The organism is Ottowia sp. (genome assembly GCF_035325765.1).
Lineage (GTDB): Bacteria > Pseudomonadota > Gammaproteobacteria > Burkholderiales > Burkholderiaceae_C > Ottowia.
The window spans coordinates 1-16,924 of sequence record NZ_DAOKZG010000056.1; the positions used below are offsets into that span (position 1 = coordinate 1).

The following is a 16,924-nucleotide window of genomic DNA, read 5'->3' on the forward strand; positions in this document are numbered from 1 at the left end:
TCCTGGTCGGCCACGTGGGCGACGGCAACTTCCACATGGGCTACCTGATCGACCCGGATGACGACGGCGAACGCGCGCGCGCCGAGCAGCTCAACCGGCAGGTCGTGGCGCGCGCGCTGGCGCTGGGCGGCACCTGCAGCGGCGAGCACGGCGTCGGCCTGCACAAGATCGGCTTCCTGGTCGACGAGGCCGGCGCTGGCGCGGTGGACCTGATGCGCACGCTCAAGCAGGCGCTGGACCCGCACGACATCATGAACCCGGGCAAGATGTTCAGCCGCTGAGCTTGCGTCGCGACACGCGCGTCGTCAGTACGCGGCAAGCAGGCGTTCGCGGCCTGGCTGCCGGCGGCCCGCGCTTCCCACGACGGGCGCGCGCTGCGCGATCCGCGTCAGCGCCATGGCGAAGGCAGCACCATGGCCAGGCCCACGACCGACAGCCCGCGTTCGGCCAGCATCGCCGGCAACCGGCCGAACACGATGTGGGCGAGCGCGCTTTGCAGGCGCATGCAGAGCGTCACCTGCCAGGCCAGCGAATGGCGCAGCAGGCTGGCCCGGGCACGCCGCGCGGGACGTCAGCGTCCCGCCAATGCGTCCATCGTCGCGGCGTCCAGTCGGCCGCTCACGGGCAGGCCGTTGTCCTGCTGGAAGGCGCGCAGGCCCGCCGCGGTGCGCGGGCCGGCTGCGCCATCGGGCGTGCCGACGTTGTAGCCCAGCTCGTTCAGGCGTTGCTGCGCCTCGCGCATCGACAACACGCGACCGCCCTGGCCCGGCACGTAGGTCTGCGAGGGCGCGGCACCGCCGTCCACCCCCAGCCGACCGCCACCTCCGAGGCCCTGGCCCTGCACGCTTTGCGCGCGATAGCCGCGCAGGCTACGCACCATCTGGTTGTAGGCGTCCATGAAGGCGGCGGCGATCACCTTGCCCTGCGGCGTGTTGGTGTAGCCGCCCAGCCCGCCGCCGGCGCGGCCACCGAACAGGCCACCGAACAGGTTCAGGTCGGTCTTGGAGGCGCTCCCTTCGGAGGCCGCCACCTGCACGCCGGAACGGTTGTCGACCAGGGTCAGCAGGGCACTCGCCTCGCGCGTCTGCACGCCGCCGGCGATGGCGCCCACGGCGCGCCCGCTGCCGCCGCCGATCAGTCCGCCCAGCACGCCGCCCAGGCCCCCGGTGTTGCCCGCGCTGAACACGATCTCCGGCGACAGGGCGTAGTCCGAGGCCACCATCTGGCCGCGACCGAAGTTGCTGCCGCCGCGCATTTCGCCCGATTGCATGAGGGCGCGCTCGCGCGTCATCGCGCCCATGCCGGCCGCGCTGCGCTCGACCACGACGAAGCAGTTGGACTGCTGCACCAGCAGGCGCAGCAGATTCGCCGTGGGCGGCAGCCGGTACTCGTTGGTCAGGATGGTGTACCAGCCCGCGCTCTGGTTCTCCACCAGGGACACCGTACCGAGCGGCGAGGCGCAGCGCTCGAGCTGGGTGTTCTCGCCCGAGGTCGTCGCGCCAGCGGCGCCGCCGGTGGCCACCGTCTTGGCTTCCGGATTGCCCATCTGCAAGGCGGTGGTCTCGCACCCCGCCAGCGTCCATGCGGCGAGCACCGCAACAGCCGCCAACGCGGCTGACTTCTTCTTCAGCATCAAATCAGCTCCTTGCCCTGTCAAAACCGGACAGCCCAGTCCGCACCGGGTCAGACGTCGCCCCGTTGGCGCGCGCTGGCCCGCCCTCACGCCCCGCGCGTGCCCGCGACGGTCGGCGCATCATACGCGCTGCGCCGGCCCCCCCCCCCCCGCGCGTCAGGCGCTGGGCCTGCCCAGCACGTCGATGCGCGCGGGCGGCAGGTTGGCCAGCACCCGCTGGCGATGCCGGCACGCCAGGCCGGCCTGCTGCCAGGGCGAAGCGCCGTGCAATGCGTAGGTGAACTGCAGCAGCTGCCCGTCAGGCGCCAGCACGGCGGCGCCGGCGTGCAGGATGCGGCTGCGCGCCGGCTCCGGGATGGACAGCAGGGGCAATCCGGAAACCACGCAGGAGACGGACGACACCGGGATGGCCAGCCGCGCCAGCAGCGCCGGCAGTTCGGCGGCATCACCCTGCACCACGCACGCCTGCGGGAAACGCCGGCGCAGATGGCTGGCCAGGCGCTCGGACTGTTCGACCACGACCAGGCGTGACGGCGCCACGCCACGCGTCAGCAGCGCCTGGGTGATGACGCCCGTGCCGCCGCCCAGTTCGACCACCCAGCCCGCAGCGTGTGGATCGACCCAGGCCGCCATGCAGGCCGCCAGGCGCGGTGAACTGGCGCAGATGGCACCGATCGAACCTGGCTGGGCCACCAGCTCGCGCAGGAACAGCGATTGCGGTGCCCGCGCCACGGCGCGCCCGACGCGCGCGACGCGGATGCGGGCCGCGCGCACCGCGGGACGGGGATGCGCCACCAGGGCGCGCGCCAGCGCGGCCACCTCGACAGGATTGGGGAGTCGACTGGGCGGGAATGGCATGGGCAGGCGAGCGGCCACGTTTGCTGCGAGCGCGCAGCATACACCCGCGCGTGGCGTTTGCGCGTAACCGGTTGGTTCAGCCGCCGCGCAGGCGCTCGATCAGGCCGTTGAGTTCGTCGAGCGAGCCGAAGTGGATCGCCACCTCGCCCACCTGGGTGCGTGCGCCGCCGCGCCGTCCGCCCTTCTTCACGCGCACCTCGACCTGAGCCAGCAGCAGGTCGGACAGCTCTTCCTCGACGCGCCGCACGTCGCCCGACTTGTCGGCAGTCCGCGCCGGCTTGCGCGGTGCCGTCAGGTTGAACTCGGCGGACAGCCGGCGCACCAGGGCCTCGGTCTCGCGCACGCTGAGCTTGCGCGCCGCAACCTGCTGCGCCGCCGTGATCTGGGCAGCGCCCTCCAGCGCCAACAGCGCGCGGGCATGGCCCATGTCCAGGTCGCCCGCCATCAACATGGTCTGCACCGGCTCGGCCAGCTGCAGCAGGCGCAGCAGGTTGCTGGCGGCACTGCGGCTCTTGCCGACGGACTGTGCGGCCTGTTCGTGCGTCAGGCCGAATTCATCGACCAGGCGCTTGAGCCCCTGGGCCTCCTCCAGCGGGTTCAGATCCTCGCGCTGGATGTTCTCGATCAGCGCCATCGCGGCGGCAGCCTCGTCGGCCACCTCGCGCACCAGCACCGGCACCTCGTCCAGGCCGGCCAGGCGCGCCGCGCGAAAGCGCCGCTCGCCGGCAATGATTTCGTAGTTAGCGCTTACTCCGCGCTCATGCCCCGCCGAATCGCCATCCAACCTGCGCACCAGGATGGGCTGCATGATGCCCTGCGACTTGATGCTCTCGGCCAGTTCGTACAGGGCGCCTTCATCCATGCGCGTGCGCGGCTGGTAGCGGCCAGGCGCCAGCGCGTCGAGCGGCAGCAGCATGGGCACGCCGGCCGGGCTGGCCGCGGCCGGATCGAGCGCAGACGCTGTCGGGCCCAGCAGGGCATCCAGGCCGCGGCCCAGGCCCTTGGGTTTGCGGGTTGCCATGGTCAAGGTTCTCCGGGAACGGCGGACAGGCCAGGGACCAGCTGCCGCGGCCGCTCAGGCCGCGCGCTTGGGCGCAAGATCGAGCGGCACCGGACGCGTCAGGATCTCCGGCCGCAGGACCGCGTCGAGTTGTTCGCGCGTCATCAGGCCGCGCTCGAGCACGATGTCGTAGACGCTGCCGCCACTGGCATGCGCCGCCTGCGCCACCGCGGTGGCGTGCGCGTAGCCGATGTAGGGGTTGAGCGCGGTGACGATGCCGATCGAGCGCGTCACCGCATCGCGCATGTGCTGTTCGTTAGCGCTGATGCCGCTCACGCAGCGATCGGCCAGGGTGCGACAACCGGCGCCCAGGTGCCGCAGACTCTTGAAGATGCTGTGCGCGATGATGGGCTCGAAGGCATTCAGCTGCAATTGCCCGCCCTCCGCGGCAAAGGTGACGGTGACGTCGTTGCCGATCACCTCGTAGGCGATCTGGTTGACCACTTCCGGAATCACCGGGTTGACCTTGCCCGGCATGATGCTGGAGCCGGCCTGCACCGCCGGCAGGTTGATCTCGCCCAGGCCGGCCCGCGGCCCGCTGGAGAGCAGGCGCAGGTCGTTGCAGGTCTTGGACAGCTTGGTGGCGATGCGCTTGAGGATGCCCGAGAGATGAACGTAGCCACCGCAGTCCTGGGTCGCCTCGATCAGGTTGCTCGAGTTGACCACCGCGAGCCCGGTGATCTCGCGCAGGTGCCGGATCACGCATGCTGCGTAGTCCGGATGCGCGGTGATGCCGGTGCCGATGGCGGTACCTCCCATGTTCAGCTCGCCGATCAGGGTGCGCGCCTCGAGCAGCCGCAGGCGATCCTCGGCCAGCATCTCGGCATGGGTTTCCAGCTCCTGGCCAAGCGTCATCGGCACCGCGTCCTGCATCTGGGTGCGGCCCATCTTGAGCACGTCGCGAAATTCCTCGGCCTTGGCGGCGAAGGCCTGGCGCAGATGCTCCAGTTCGTCGGCCAGGCGCGTCGCGCCATGCCACATGGCAATGCGCAGCGCGCTCGGATAGACGTCGTTGGTGCTCTGGCCCATGTTGACATGCTCGTTCGGGTGCAGGTGCCTGAACTCGCCCTTGGCATGGCCCATCAGCTCCAGCCCGCGGTTGGCGATGACCTCGTTGGCGTTCATGTTGGTCGAGGTGCCGGCCCCGCCCTGGATCACGTCGACCACGAAGTGTTCGTGCCACTGGCCGGCCAGCACTTCGTCGCAGGCGGCGACGATGGCCTGGCAGCGCGCGGCGTCGAGCAGGCCCAGCTCGTGGTTCGCGAGCGCCGCCGCCTTCTTGATGCTGGCCAGGGCGTTGACCAGGTCCGGGTAGGTGTGGATCGGCGTGCCGGTAATGGGAAAGTTCTCCAGCGCGCGCAGGGTGTGGACGCCGTAATAGACCGCATTGGGCAATTCGCGATCGCCAATCAGGTCATGTTCGATGCGGAAGTTCGGGGATGGCTTCATGGAGTGGAAGACTGGTTTGACAAGGGCGACCGCGCGTGCGGCGCGACGAAATGGGACAACTGCGGCCCGGCGGGGAGGACGACGGCGCCCGGACGACACAGCGCCCGGCCGCGGGCAGACTGCCAAGGATACTCTCTCGTCGATAGCATCACGCTCCGCCCCGGTCGCTGCTCCGGCCCGATTCGGCATCGCGCGCGGGGCCGGGAGGAAGCGCCGCCAGGCCGCTGCGCCACAGGTGCCTGCCGCCAGAGGCGACGGCCCTTCGGCGTGCTGGCCGCGGGACGCACCCCGCGGCCGGGGAAACCGTGGCCCCGGGCAGCCCGGCTGCTCGGGGCCATGGCCGCCTGGAACGCTGCATGCCATGCGCCGCGAGTGCTGCGCCGCCGGGATAGGTCATTCATGCGGGGCGCGTCCAGAATGCCGGCTGTGCCATCGAAGCGCAGCAACGCCATCGCTCATCCCGACGCTGGCCCGCATCATGCGGTGAGCCCGCGGCTCACGAGCTCCTGCGCGAACGCCACGAAGGCCTGGCTGCCCTTGGCCGCCGGATCAAACACCACGCCCGGCAGGCCGTAGCTGGGCGCCTCGGCCAGGCGCACGTTGCGCGGGATTATGGTGTCGAACACCTTGCTGCCGTAATGCGACTTGAGCTGCTCGCTGACCTGCTGCTGCAAGGTGATGCGGGCATCGAACATGACGCGCAACAGGCCGATCAGGCGCAGGTCGCGATTCAGGTTGGCGTGCACCTGCTTGATGGTGTTGGTCAGGTCGGCCAGGCCTTCCAGAGCGAAGTACTCGCACTGCATCGGCACGATCACGCCCTGGGCCGCGCACAGGCCGTTCAGCGTCAGCATGCTGAGGGACGGCGGGCAGTCGATCAGCACGAAGTCATAATCCGCCGCGACCTGGGCCAGCGCATCCTTCAGGCGGCGCTCGCGCCGCGGCTCGCCGACCAGTTCGACCTCGGCCCCTGCCAGCTCGCGATTGGCGCCGAGCACGGCGTAGCCGGCGCCGGCCTCCTTCAGGCGCGCTGGCACGACGGCGGCTTCCGGGATGGTGCAGGACTCCAGCAGCACGTCGTAGACCGACAGTTCGAGCGTGCGCTTGTCGACCCCCGACCCCATGGTGGCATTGCCCTGCGGATCAAGGTCGACCAGCAGCACGCGCTGGCCGATGCGGGCCAGGCCGGCCGCCAGGTTGACCGTGGTGGTGGTCTTGCCGACGCCACCCTTCTGGTTCGCGATGCAAAAAATCTGAGTCATCGTCGCGCGCGGCACGGCTTCAGGACGACGTCGCCAGGCGGACGCCAAAACCGATCAGGAACACGCTGGCCAGCTTGCGCAGCAGGCCGCTCATGCGGGCGCTGGCGCGCATGCGCTCGGCAAAGCGATGGACCAGGAGCGACTCGATGAAACCGTACAGCAGCACCAGCACGGCAGCCGTCGCCGCCAGCGCAGCGAAAGTGACCACGCCCTGCTGGCGCGCCGGATCGATGAACAGCGGCAGGAAGGCGACGTAGAACACGATCGACTTGGGATTGAGCAGGGTGATCAGGAACGCCTGGCGAAAATGCTGCCGTGTCGGTGCCGCTAGCGCGGCGCCCTGGTGCGGGCGCGCACGCCACATGCGAATGCCGAGCCAGGCCAGATAGATGGCACCCGCCCACTGCAGGGCCGAAAACGCCATCGGGTAGGCGTGCAACAGCGCCGCGACGCCGCCGAGCGCGCACCAGATCAGGACCTGGTCGCCCGCGATGACGCCCAGCGTGGCGATCATGCCGCCGCGCACGCCGCCCTGGGTGGTGCCCGCGGCAATCACCAGGTTGCCCGGGCCCGGGACCATCAGGAACAGCCAGAAGGCGACGACAAAGGCGGCGTAGTCGGTGATGCCCAACATGTCAACATACCTTTCGGCGCACCGAGTGATGCGTCAAGAGAACGCCGAGTTTACGGGACTTTGACGATCGTCGAAGTCGGGATGGGCCAGGCGGGTGTTTCACGTGGAACCATTCGGGCGCAACCACACCAGGCAGCGCTCCGCGTCCAGGCCGGGAACGATCAGGTGTTCCACGTGGAACACCTGGACCCACGCGGGCAGGGCAGCGATTTCGTCGCTCGGCACCTTGCCCTTCATCGCCAGCCAGATGCCGCCTTCTGCACGCGCGTGGCGCGACAGGCGAACGAAATCGCCCAGCGACGCAAAGGCTCGCGAGACGATGACGTCGAAGCACTGCTCGATCGATTCGACCCGGGCATGACGGCCCTGGAGATTGCCCCGTCCCAGGGTGGCTGACACCTGCTGGATGAAAGACGCCTTCTTGGCCACGGCGTCGACGCAAGTGACTTCGATTTCCGGGCAACAAATCGCGATCACCGCGCCCGGCAAGCCACCGCCACTGCCAACGTCGAGCAGCCGCACCGCTGCGCCGCCCGTGTGGCGGCGCAGCGGTGCCACCACCGCGAGGCTGTCCAGCAAGTGATGCGTCAGCATCTGCTCCGGGTCGCGCAACGCCGTCAGGTTGTAGACCCGATTCCATTTGGCCAGCAGGTCGAGATAGGCCAGCAGATCCCCGAGCGCGGGAGCATCCAGCGCCAACCCCAGCTCGGCCGTGCCCCGCGCCAGGCGCGCCACGCGACCGTCCGCGGCACTCATGCCGCGCGGCTCGCCGCTGCCCCGGACGTCGAGCCAGGCTGGAGACCGCGCTTCTTCAGGTGAATCAGCAACAGCGAGATCGCGGCAGGGGTGACGCCCGAGATGCGAGACGCCTGGCCCAGCGTCTCGGGGCGCTGCGCCTGCAGCTTCTGTCGCACTTCGAACGACAGCGCCGATACCTGGGAGTAGTCCAGGTCCGGCGGCAGTCGCAGCTGCTCGTGGTGCGCCGCGCGCTCCACCTCGTCGCGCTGGCGGTCGATGTAGCCCGCATACTTGGCCGCGATCTCGACCTGCTCGATCACCGCCTCGGCCAGGTCGCCCAGCGTTTCACGTGAAACATCGGCGCAGGCGTGGCGTCCGCCGTCCAGGCTCATCAGCGCCGCATGGTCGACCCCCGGCCGGCGCAGCAGGTCGAACAGGTTGTGCTCGTGCTCGATCGCCTTGCCCAGCACGCGCTCGGCATCGCCCGCCGGCAGGTTCGCTGGACTGACCCAGATCGCCCTGAGCCGCTGTGTCTCGCGCGCAACCGCGTCGCGCTTGCGATTGAAGGCATCCCAGCGCGCATCATCGATCAGGCCGAGCCGACGCGCCACCTCGGTCAGGCGCAGGTCGGCGTTGTCCTCGCGCAGCTGCAGGCGGTACTCGGCGCGGCTGGTGAACATGCGGTACGGCTCGGTCACGCCCTTGGTGATCAGGTCGTCGACCAGCACGCCGAGGTAGGCCTCGTCGCGCCGCGGCAGCCAGGCGTCTTCGCCCTGGCACAGCAGCGCCGCGTTGATGCCGGCAAACAGGCCCTGCGCCGCCGCCTCCTCGTAGCCCGTGGTGCCGTTGATCTGGCCGGCAAAGAACAACCCCGCGATCGCGCGCGTCTCGAAGCTGCTCTTGAGTGCGCGCGGATCGAAGTAGTCGTACTCGATGGCGTAGCCCGGGCGCACGATGTGCGCGTTCTCCAGGCCGGCGATGCTGTGCACCAGGTCGAGCTGCACGTCGAACGGCAGGCTGGTGGAGATGCCGTTCGGGTAGACCTCGTGCGTCTCCAGGCCCTCGGGCTCGAGGAAGATCGGGTGGCTGTCCTTGCCGGCAAAGCGGTGCACCTTGTCTTCCACGCTCGGGCAGTAGCGCGGCCCGACGCCATCGATCACGCCGGTGAACATCGGACTGCGGTCGAGGCCGGCGCGGATGATTTCGTGCGTGCGCGCGTTGGTGTGCGTGATCCAGCATGGCAGCTGGCGCGGATGCATGTCGGCGCGCCCCATGAAGCTGAACACCGGCACGCGCGCGCCAGCCCCTCCGGGCATGCCATCGCCGGGCTGGACCTCCAGGCGATCGAAATCGATGGTGCGTCCGTCCAGGCGCGGCGGCGTGCCCGTCTTCAGCCGCCCCTGCGGCAGCTTCAGCTCCTTCAGCCGGCGCGCCAGCGACAGCGCCGGCGGGTCGCCGGCGCGACCGCCCTGGTGGTTGGACAGGCCGACATGGATGCGCCCATCGAGGAAGGTGCCGGCCGTCAGCACCACGGCCCGGGCACGAAAGGCGATGCCGAGCTGCGTCACCGCGCCCACCACGCGATCCCCCTCCAGCAGCAGGTCGTCCACGCCCTGCTGGAACAGCACGAGGTCGGGCTGATTCTCCAGTCGGCGCCGGATCGCCGCCCGATACAGCGTCCGGTCGGCCTGGGCTCGCGTTGCCCGTACCGCCGGCCCCTTGCTGCTGTTGAGGATGCGAAACTGGATCCCGGCCTCGTCGGTCGCCAGCGCCATCGCACCGCCCAGGGCGTCGACCTCCTTCACCAGATGCCCCTTGCCGATGCCGCCGATGCTCGGATTGCAGCTCATCTGCCCCAGCGTCTCGATGTTGTGCGTGAGCAGCAGGGTTTGCGCGCCCATGCGCGCGGCCGCCAGCGCAGCTTCGGTCCCAGCATGGCCGCCCCCGACGACGATCACGTCGAATTCGCGCGGGTGGAAATGGCTCGGTCGCATCACGTCCGCATCTTTCGCAAAACCTTCGATTTTAGGCGGGTTGCCACAATCCTGCCCTTGCCTGCCGCGCGTTCAGCTATCTTTTTAATAGTATTCGAGTCCGGCTGGCAACGCGTCCCGCCGGCCGCGTCAGGGCCCGTTCGCGGGTGCGCTGTCCCAGGCCGCGCGCAACCGCCGCGTCGCCGCCTCCACGTCGGACTGGCCGCAGATCGCGCTGACGACGGACAGGCCGGCCGCACCCGCGCGGCGCACGGCGTCGGCGCGCGCGGCGTCGATGCCGCCGATCGCCACGCAAGGCCACGGACTGCGTCGCACGATGCGCGCCAGCAATCCGGGCCCGCCGGCGGGCTCGGCATCGGGCTTGGTCTGCTGCGCCCACACCGGCCCGACCCCAAGGTAGTCGATCGTGCCGGCGGGCAGCTGCTGCGCAGCCACCACCTGCTCCAGCGTCTGCACCGACAACCCGAGCCAGGCTGCCGGTCCCAGCAGGTGGCGCGCCGCGCGCGCGTCCAGGTCGTGCTGCCCGACGTGCGCGCCAGCAGCCCCGACGACCGCGGCCAGGGCCACCCGGTCATTCACGATCAGGGGCACACCGGTGCCGGCCAGCGCGCCCACCAGCGCCCGCCCCAGGGCCACGAAGTCGGCGTCGCTGCAGTCCGGATCGCGCAACTGCACCAGGCTCACGCCCGCCGCCACCGCCTGGGCCACGGTTTGCACGACCCCGTGCGCGCCGCACAGCCGGGTGTCGGTGACCAGGTAGAGCGACAGGTCGAGCCGCTCGGGGGTGCGTCGCATCGCTGCGTCCATGGCAAACCCTACACGAGGCGCAGCCGTGCCGCCAGCGCCTGCGCGCCGAGGTCATGCAGTCGGTCCAGCAGGGCCACGGCAAAGCTGCCCGGACCGCCAGCCCCATGCGCCGCTGCGTCGGCGGCCACCGTCAGCAGGGCCGTGGCCGCCGCGGCGGCCACCAGGGCGTCGGCTTCCACCGCTGCAAAGCCCGCCATCAGGGCACCGAGCGCACAACCGGCCCCCGTCACGCGCGTCAGGTGCGGATGGCCGTTGGCGATGCGCACCAGGCGCCGACCATCGGTCAGGTGGTCCACCGCGCCGCTCACCGCCACCACGGCCGCCTGCCGCGCGGCCAGCCCGGCGGCGGCCTCCAGCGCCTGCTCGGCCGTGGCCAGCGACTCGACCCCCTTGCCTCCCGCGCCGCCGGCCAGTGCCAGCACCTCCGAGGCGTTGCCGCGGATGATGGCCGGATGGTGCTCGCGCAGCAGTCCCAGCGCGATGTCGGTGCGCCAGGCCACGGCGCCGGCCGCCACCGGGTCCAGCACCCAGGGCACGCCCGCCGCCTCGGCGCCGCGCACCGCGGCGCGCATCGCTTCCACGGTGTCGGGGTAGGGCGTGCCGAGGTTGACCAGCACGCCGCCGCTGATCGCGGCAAAGGCCCCGGCTTCCTGCGGGTTGTCGACCATGGCGGGTGCTGCACCGGCGGCCAGCAACACGTTGGCGGTGAAATTGGCCACCACGATGTTGGTCAGGCATTGCACCAGCGGCGCGCGCGCGCGCAGCGCCTCCAGCGCCTGCGCCACGCGCTGCGCCCCGAAGGGATGGTCATCGAGGGATGGAATCATCACGACTCTTCCTTGCCAGCCCGGCGCAGCCTTTCACACTGACTCCGATCCGGTTCGACGGGCGTGGTCTCCGAAAATGTGAATGTGAACGAATCCGGCACGGCCGAGCAGCCCCTCAGGACCTGTCCGGCCAACGCGAGGCGCAGCCCTGACCCCGGCCAGGGCGACCGCGCGCAACGCAGGGCGGGCGGATCCTGGCGGTCAGGGCGCGCACGGGAGACTCCCCCGCAACCTTCTCGGCATGTGCCGCGTCCGCACCGCGCCCCGCGTCAATCATCAATGCTAATCCACGCGGTCGGCACGACGCGGCTGCACCCGCGCTTGCCCCGGTTCACGGCGCGCCCTTGCCATCCGCGCTATCCTGCGCAGCCGAGGCACGCGCCCCGGCCCGCGCCACCTGATCCGCCCACAGGCTGCTGGGTGGTTGCACTGGATCACAACAATCATGAAACTCTACTACTCCGCAGGCGCCTGCTCGCTGGCTGCCCACATCGCGCTGGAAGAAGCCGGCCTCAAGTACGAGGCCATTTCGGCCCCCACCAAGACCAAGGTGCTGCCCGACGGCTCGGACTACCGCAAGATCAACCCGCTCGGCTACGTGCCCTACCTGGTGCTGGACGACGGCACCGGGCTGCGCGAATGTGCCATCGTCTGCCAGTACGTCGCCGACCAGGCGCCGGACCGGAAGCTGATCCCGCCCTGCGGCAGCATGGCGCGCTATCAGCTCCAGATGTGGATGCACTTCACAGCCACCGAGGTGCACAAGCGCTTCAGCCCGCTGTTCAACCCGAAGATGCCGGCCGAAGCGAAGCAGCTCTTCATCGAGGAGCTGCTGGGCCGCCTGAAGTTCATCGACGGCGAGCTCGCCGGCAAGCAGTTCCTGCTGGGCGACGGCTTCAGCGTCGCCGACGCCTACCTGTTCACCATCACCAACTGGGCCAAGCCCATGCAGATCGACCTCGCGCCCTTCCCCCACCTGGTCGCCTGGCGCGGGCGCGTGGCGGCACGCCCGGCGGTGCAGGCGGCGATGAAGGCCGAAGGACTGCTCGGATGACGACGCGCTGCACGCGCCATGACTCCGGCGCTGGCGCGGCGTCCATGACGACATGACGGACGACATCGCTGCGCCTGGCTGACCTGGCGGTCATGGGTCGTGCCGGCGCAGTCGCCGTCATCGCGGCGAAGCGCGGTCATCGGGCACGGCGGAGTCATTGCGCCAGCGGCCGCTGGCGCCACGCCACCAGCGCACCCAGCCACAGCGCGGCTGCCGAAACCAGGTGACCGCGCGCCAGGCCGCCCGGGCCGTCGGCGATCCAGCCGACCACCGTGGGGCCGACGATCTGGCCGAAGGCAAAGATGATGGTGAAGGCGCTGATGCCGGCCGCCCATTGCGCACTCGGCAGATTGTGGCGCACGAAGGCCGTGGTCGACGCCACCAGCGACAGGAACACACCGCCGAACAGCAGGCCCGAAACCAGCACCACGGGCCAGGCGCCGGTCAGCGCCGGCAGCACCGTGGCGATGCCCAGCAGGGCGTTCAGCAGCGCCAGCGCGCCGCCGCCCTGGGCGCGGTCCAGCAGCCGCGCCCAGACGCGCGCCGAACCCACCACCGCCAGCCCCAGCAGGGTGTAGAAGCCCGTGATCGCCGGGTCGCTGGCGCCCTGCTCGCGCAGCAGGGCGATGACGAAGGTCATGTAGCCGATGTAGCCGACGCCGAACAGGGTGTAACCGGCGAGCATCGGAGCCATCGCCAGCCACGGCAGCCCCGGCGCGCGACCGCGGGCGGCGCCCGCAGCGGCGGCGCCAGCCGGTTCGGGCTGCGCCAGCGCTGCCGCGGGACGCGCCACTACCACGGTGGCCAGCACGCACAGCACGGCCAATCCCCACCAGGCCCAGGCCCAACCGTGCGCCGTCGCGCCCGCCGCGGCCAGCAGCGGGGGCACGCCGAGCGCCGAAGCCGCGATGCCCCAGCCCACGCCACCGTAGTACAGGCCCAGCAGCAGGCCGGCGCGCTCGGGCACCTGCTGGCCGAGGCGCGCCGCCAGCAGGCCGCCGGCGATGAACACGAAGGCGCTCGCCACGCCCGCCAGCAGGCGCTGCACGAGCAGCATGGTGGCGTCGGTGAAGAAGCCGCAGGCGGCCATGAACACGCTGGCCAGCACGCACCCCCAGAGCAACACGCGCGCCGGGCCGAGAAGGCGCAGCAAGGGCGGCGTGACCAGCGCGCCCAGCAGGTAGCCCAGTGCGTTGGCGGTGTTCATGCCGCCCGCCAGCGTATAGCTCCAGCCGAGGTCATCGCGCATCACCGGCAGCAGCAGGGCATAGGAAAAGCGGGTGATGCCCAGCGACACCGCCGCACCCAGCGACAGCGCCAGGGCCACGGCGATCGGTTGCCGCGCGCTGGCCGGCGGTGATGCGGTCGATTGCATGCGGCGATTGTGGCGCAGCGCCGGGGACTTGGCCGCCGCGCCTGACGGGCAGTCGGCGGCCGGCGCACAATCGACGCAGTCCCGACCTGCCCGAGGCCTTGCCCCATGTCCCGCCTGCTGTTCTCCCCCATCCGCGTCGGCACCCTGACCCTGCCCAGCCGCATCGCGATGGCACCGCTGACGCGCAACCGCGCGCCGGGCGCCGTCCCCAACGCCCTCATGGCCGAGTACTACGCGCAGCGCGCCGACCCGGCACGCGGCGCCGCCCTCATCATCAGCGAAGGCACCGCCATCAGTCCGCAGGGCCAGGGCTATGCCGACGTCCCCGGCTTGTACGACAGCACCCAGCTCGATGGCTGGAAGCAGGTCACGCGTGCCGTGCACGCGGCTGGCGGCCGCATGTTCTGCCAGCTCTGGCACGTGGGTCGCGTCTCGCACCACCTGCTGCAGCCTGGCAACGCCGATCCGGTCGCGCCCTCGGCGATCCGTGCCAACACCCGCACCTACCTGGTCGATGGCGAAGGCCAGGGCGGCTTCACGCCCACCAGCGAGCCGCGCGCGCTGCAGCGCGACGAGATCCCGGCCATCGTGCACGATTTCGCGGTGGCGGCACGCAGCGCGGTCGAATCGGCCGGCTTCGACGGGGTCGAGGTGCACGGAGCCAACGGCTACCTGCCGGACCAGTTCCTCAAGAGTGGCGCCAACCAGCGCAGCGACGACTACGGCGGCAGCATCGCCAACCGCGCACGCTTCATGCTCGAGGTGGTGCGCGCCGTGGTCGACGCCGTGGGCGGCGCGCGCACCGGGCTGCGTATCTCGCCCGTGACCCCGGCCAACGACATCCACGACGCCGATCCGCAGCCGCTGTTCGAGTACCTGATGCGCGAGCTGGCGCCGCTCGGCCTGGCCTACATCCACGTGATCGAGGGCGCCACGGGCGGGCCGCGCGAGGTCGAGGGGCGCCCGTTCGACTACGCCGCCATGAAGACCGCCTACCGCGAAGCCGGTGGCCAGGGCGCCTGGATCGTCAACAACGGCTACGACGGCGCGCTGGCGCATGAGGCGGTCGAGTCCGGCCGCGCCGACCTGGTGGCCTTCGGCAAGCCCTTCATCGCGAATCCGGACCTGGCGGCGCGCCTGCGCCGCGGCGCCGCACTCGCCGTGCCCGAACGCGCCACCATGTACGGGGGCGGCGCGCACGGCTACATCGACTATCCGGCGCTGGACGACTGAAACCCGGACAGCACCGAATCCCGGGGACCGTCAGCCGCCTGCACCCAGCGCCACCGCATGGTGCGCGAAGTGATCGCCCAGGAAGCTGGCGATGAAGTAGTAGCTGTGGTCGTAGCCCGGGTGCCGGCGCAGGGTCAGTGGGTGGCCGGCGGCCTCGCACGCTTTCTGCAGCAGGTCGGGACGCAACTGTTCGAGGAATTCATCGGCCTCGCCCTGGTCGACCAGCAGCGGCAGGCGTTCGCGGGCTTGCGCGACCAGCGCCACGGCGTCCCATTCCTGCCAGGCGGCCGGATCCTCGCCGAGATAGGCCGCCAGCGCCTTGCGGCCCCAGGGCACCTGGCTCGGCGCGACGATGGGGGCGAAGGCCGATACGCTGCGCCAGCGGCCTGGGTGGCGCAACGCCGTCACCAGCGCGCCATGGCCGCCCATGCTGTGGCCGAAGATGCCGCGCGCGTCGCTGGCGGGAAAGTGCTGCTCGACCAGCGCCGGCAGCTCCCCGGCCACGTAGTCCTGCATGCGGTAGTGCGGCGCCCACGGTGCCTGCGTTGCGTTCAGGTAGAAGCCCGCGCCCTGGCCCAGGTCGTAGGCGGCGTCGTCGGCCACGCCTTCGCCGCGCGGGCTGGTATCGGGCGCGACCACGATCAGGCCGTGGCGCGCCGCGTGCTGCTGGGCCCCGGCCTTGGTGATGAAGTTCTGCTCGGTGCAGGTCAGGCCCGACAGCCAGTAGAGCACAGGGCACTTCTCGCCCTTCAGCGCCGCCTCGGGCAGATAGATGCCGAAGTTCATCGACGTGCCGATGCTGCGGCTGGCGTGGCGCCAGACCTCCTGCCGGCCGCCGAAGCTGGCGTGCTGTTCGATGCGTTCCATGTCTTGCGTCTCCTGCCGTCAGCCCGGCTTGCGGGCGATCAGTTGCACCATCGCGCCCAGGGCCGCATGGCCGGGGCGCTCGCAGGCCGCGCGCTCGACCTCGCGCAGCAGCACGATCTCCAGCCCTGCCCACTCGGCGCGCAGCGCGGCGGCGCTGGGCAGGGTGTCGGGGTCCGGCGGGCCGCCGCGGCCGAACTGCTTGTCGGAATACGACTCCAGCAGCAGCACGCCGCCCGGGCGCAGCGCGCGCACGATGCGCGGATTGAGGCGCTGGCGCACGCGGCTCGGCAGGTGCGCGCAGATGGCCACCACGCCGCCGTAGCGACCCGGGGCAGGCGTGTAGTCGGCCAGGTCTGCGAGCCGGGTGCGGATGCGCACGCCGCGCTCGGCCGCCAGGCGCCGCGCCTTGGCCAGGCCGACGCGCGAGAAGTCCACCGCCAGCACGTGCAGGCCACGCTCGGCCAGGAACACGGCGTTGCGCCCCTCGCCCTCGGCCAGGGCCAGCACCGAGCCCGTCAGCAGCCCGGCATGCTCGACCAGGAAGGCATTCGGCTCCGTGCCGTGGAAGTAGCCCGGGCGCGCATAGCGCTGGTCCCACAGCGCGGTTTCGGCGGCGCTGTCGCTCACGTCGGCGTCAGCCTAGATCCGGTAGTTGGATGCGCCCGTGAGTGCCCCTGTGGCCGTGCCAGGCAAGGGTGAGTGCCGCGGCTCCCAAGGCGCCTGCGCGCCTTGGGACGGCACGAACAGGCCCAGACTCTGGCTGGGCTGCGCCCTGCAAGGGCGACAACGACGCGCACTGCTGTGCGCGAGGCGGAGCAACGCCGCATGGCACGGCCACAGGAGTGCTGGCGGGTGCATAGCGCTCTCGCCCAAAAGGTGAGCGTGGACAAAGCAAAGAACATCAATATCCATGCAGGTTTCGAGAGGTTCACAAGCGGTCAACTGCCGGATCTAGGGTCAGTAATGCACCACGCTGCGGATGGACTGGCCCGCGTGCATCAGCTCGAAGGCGCGGTTGATGTCCGCCAGCGGCATGGTGTGGGTGACGAAGGGCGCGAGCCGGATGCGGCCGGCCATCGCGTCCTCGACCATGCCGGGCAGCTCGCTGCGCCCCTTGACGCCGCCAAAAGCCG

General features: G+C 70.8%; 16 protein-coding genes and 1 pseudogene. 3 read left to right on the forward strand and 14 right to left on the reverse strand.

What is annotated here, in order from left to right; translation table 11 throughout:
• Positions 1 to 281, forward strand: a 281-nt coding sequence (locus tag PKA16_RS13950; RefSeq protein WP_324404099.1) for an FAD-linked oxidase C-terminal domain-containing protein, incomplete at its 5' end; no start/stop codon positions are given.
• Positions 282 to 571: 290 nt separating this feature from the next.
• Here the strand turns inward: PKA16_RS13950 and PKA16_RS13955 are convergent.
• From PKA16_RS13955 to thiM, 10 genes are all read right to left on the reverse strand, one after another.
• Entirely contained in the window at positions 572 to 1,633 is a 1,062-nt protein-coding gene (locus PKA16_RS13955) for a peptidoglycan-binding domain-containing protein (protein WP_324404102.1), read from the reverse strand.
• 156 nt (positions 1,634 to 1,789) lie between these two features.
• Entirely contained in the window at positions 1,790 to 2,491 is a 702-nt protein-coding gene (locus tag PKA16_RS13960) for a methyltransferase domain-containing protein (RefSeq protein WP_324404104.1), read from the reverse strand.
• Between the two features lie 76 nt (positions 2,492 to 2,567).
• Positions 2,568 to 3,512 carry a ParB/RepB/Spo0J family partition protein gene (locus PKA16_RS13965; RefSeq protein ID WP_324404105.1) on the reverse strand — a complete coding sequence of 315 codons (945 nt, stop codon included), beginning with the start codon at positions 3,510 to 3,512 and terminating at the stop codon, positions 2,568 to 2,570.
• Positions 3,513 to 3,566: 54 nt separating this feature from the next.
• Positions 3,567 to 5,000: an aspartate ammonia-lyase gene (gene aspA, locus PKA16_RS13970; protein ID WP_324404107.1), complete on the reverse strand. Its 1,434-nt coding sequence runs from the start codon at positions 4,998 to 5,000 to the stop codon at positions 3,567 to 3,569.
• A 476-nt stretch (positions 5,001 to 5,476) separates the two neighbouring features.
• Entirely contained in the window at positions 5,477 to 6,262 is a 786-nt protein-coding gene (locus PKA16_RS13975) for a ParA family protein (RefSeq protein WP_324404109.1), read from the reverse strand.
• Positions 6,263 to 6,281: 19 nt separating this feature from the next.
• Positions 6,282 to 6,896, reverse strand: coding sequence for a LysE family transporter (locus PKA16_RS13980; protein WP_324404111.1), 615 nt, complete (start codon positions 6,894 to 6,896; stop codon positions 6,282 to 6,284).
• A 99-nt stretch (positions 6,897 to 6,995) separates the two neighbouring features.
• Positions 6,996 to 7,652 (reverse strand): 16S rRNA (guanine(527)-N(7))-methyltransferase RsmG, encoded by a 657-nt coding sequence (rsmG, locus tag PKA16_RS13985; RefSeq protein ID WP_324404114.1) that lies wholly within the window; start codon positions 7,650 to 7,652, stop codon positions 6,996 to 6,998.
• Entirely contained in the window at positions 7,649 to 9,628 is a 1,980-nt protein-coding gene (mnmG, locus tag PKA16_RS13990; RefSeq protein WP_324404129.1) for a tRNA uridine-5-carboxymethylaminomethyl(34) synthesis enzyme MnmG, read from the reverse strand. The genes rsmG and mnmG overlap by 4 nt, the downstream gene beginning before the upstream one ends.
• A gap of 129 nt (positions 9,629 to 9,757) precedes the next feature.
• Positions 9,758 to 10,423, reverse strand: a complete 666-nt coding sequence (thiE, locus tag PKA16_RS13995) for a thiamine phosphate synthase (protein ID WP_324404116.1) — start codon at positions 10,421 to 10,423, stop codon at positions 9,758 to 9,760.
• 20 nt (positions 10,424 to 10,443) lie between these two features.
• A complete protein-coding gene (gene thiM / locus PKA16_RS14000) occupies positions 10,444 to 11,262 on the reverse strand; it encodes a hydroxyethylthiazole kinase (protein WP_324404117.1) in 819 nt (272 codons plus the stop codon).
• Positions 11,263 to 11,707: 445 nt separating this feature from the next.
• On the opposite strand from thiM, the gene gstA reads away from it, so the two are divergent.
• Positions 11,708 to 12,316, forward strand: a complete 609-nt coding sequence (gstA, locus tag PKA16_RS14005; protein WP_324404119.1) for a glutathione transferase GstA — start codon at positions 11,708 to 11,710, stop codon at positions 12,314 to 12,316.
• 154 nt (positions 12,317 to 12,470) lie between these two features.
• Here gstA and PKA16_RS14010 read toward each other — a convergent pair whose 3' ends face one another.
• Positions 12,471 to 13,691 carry a YbfB/YjiJ family MFS transporter gene (locus PKA16_RS14010; RefSeq protein ID WP_324404121.1) on the reverse strand — a complete coding sequence of 407 codons (1,221 nt, stop codon included), beginning with the start codon at positions 13,689 to 13,691 and terminating at the stop codon, positions 12,471 to 12,473.
• 105 nt (positions 13,692 to 13,796) lie between these two features.
• On the opposite strand from PKA16_RS14010, the gene PKA16_RS14015 reads away from it, so the two are divergent.
• Positions 13,797 to 14,924 carry an alkene reductase gene (locus PKA16_RS14015; protein WP_324404123.1) on the forward strand — a complete coding sequence of 376 codons (1,128 nt, stop codon included), beginning with the start codon at positions 13,797 to 13,799 and terminating at the stop codon, positions 14,922 to 14,924.
• Between the two features lie 30 nt (positions 14,925 to 14,954).
• On the opposite strand, the gene fghA is transcribed toward PKA16_RS14015, so the two are convergent.
• The 3 genes and pseudogenes from fghA to PKA16_RS14030 form a co-directional block, all read right to left on the reverse strand.
• Positions 14,955 to 15,791, reverse strand: a complete 837-nt coding sequence (gene fghA, locus PKA16_RS14020) for an S-formylglutathione hydrolase (protein WP_324404125.1) — start codon at positions 15,789 to 15,791, stop codon at positions 14,955 to 14,957.
• Between the two features lie 18 nt (positions 15,792 to 15,809).
• Positions 15,810 to 16,418 (reverse strand): class I SAM-dependent methyltransferase, encoded by a 609-nt coding sequence (locus PKA16_RS14025; protein ID WP_324404127.1) that lies wholly within the window; start codon positions 16,416 to 16,418, stop codon positions 15,810 to 15,812.
• A 330-nt stretch (positions 16,419 to 16,748) separates the two neighbouring features.
• A pseudogene (locus PKA16_RS14030) lies at positions 16,749 to 16,924 on the reverse strand (S-(hydroxymethyl)glutathione dehydrogenase); the annotation flags it as partial.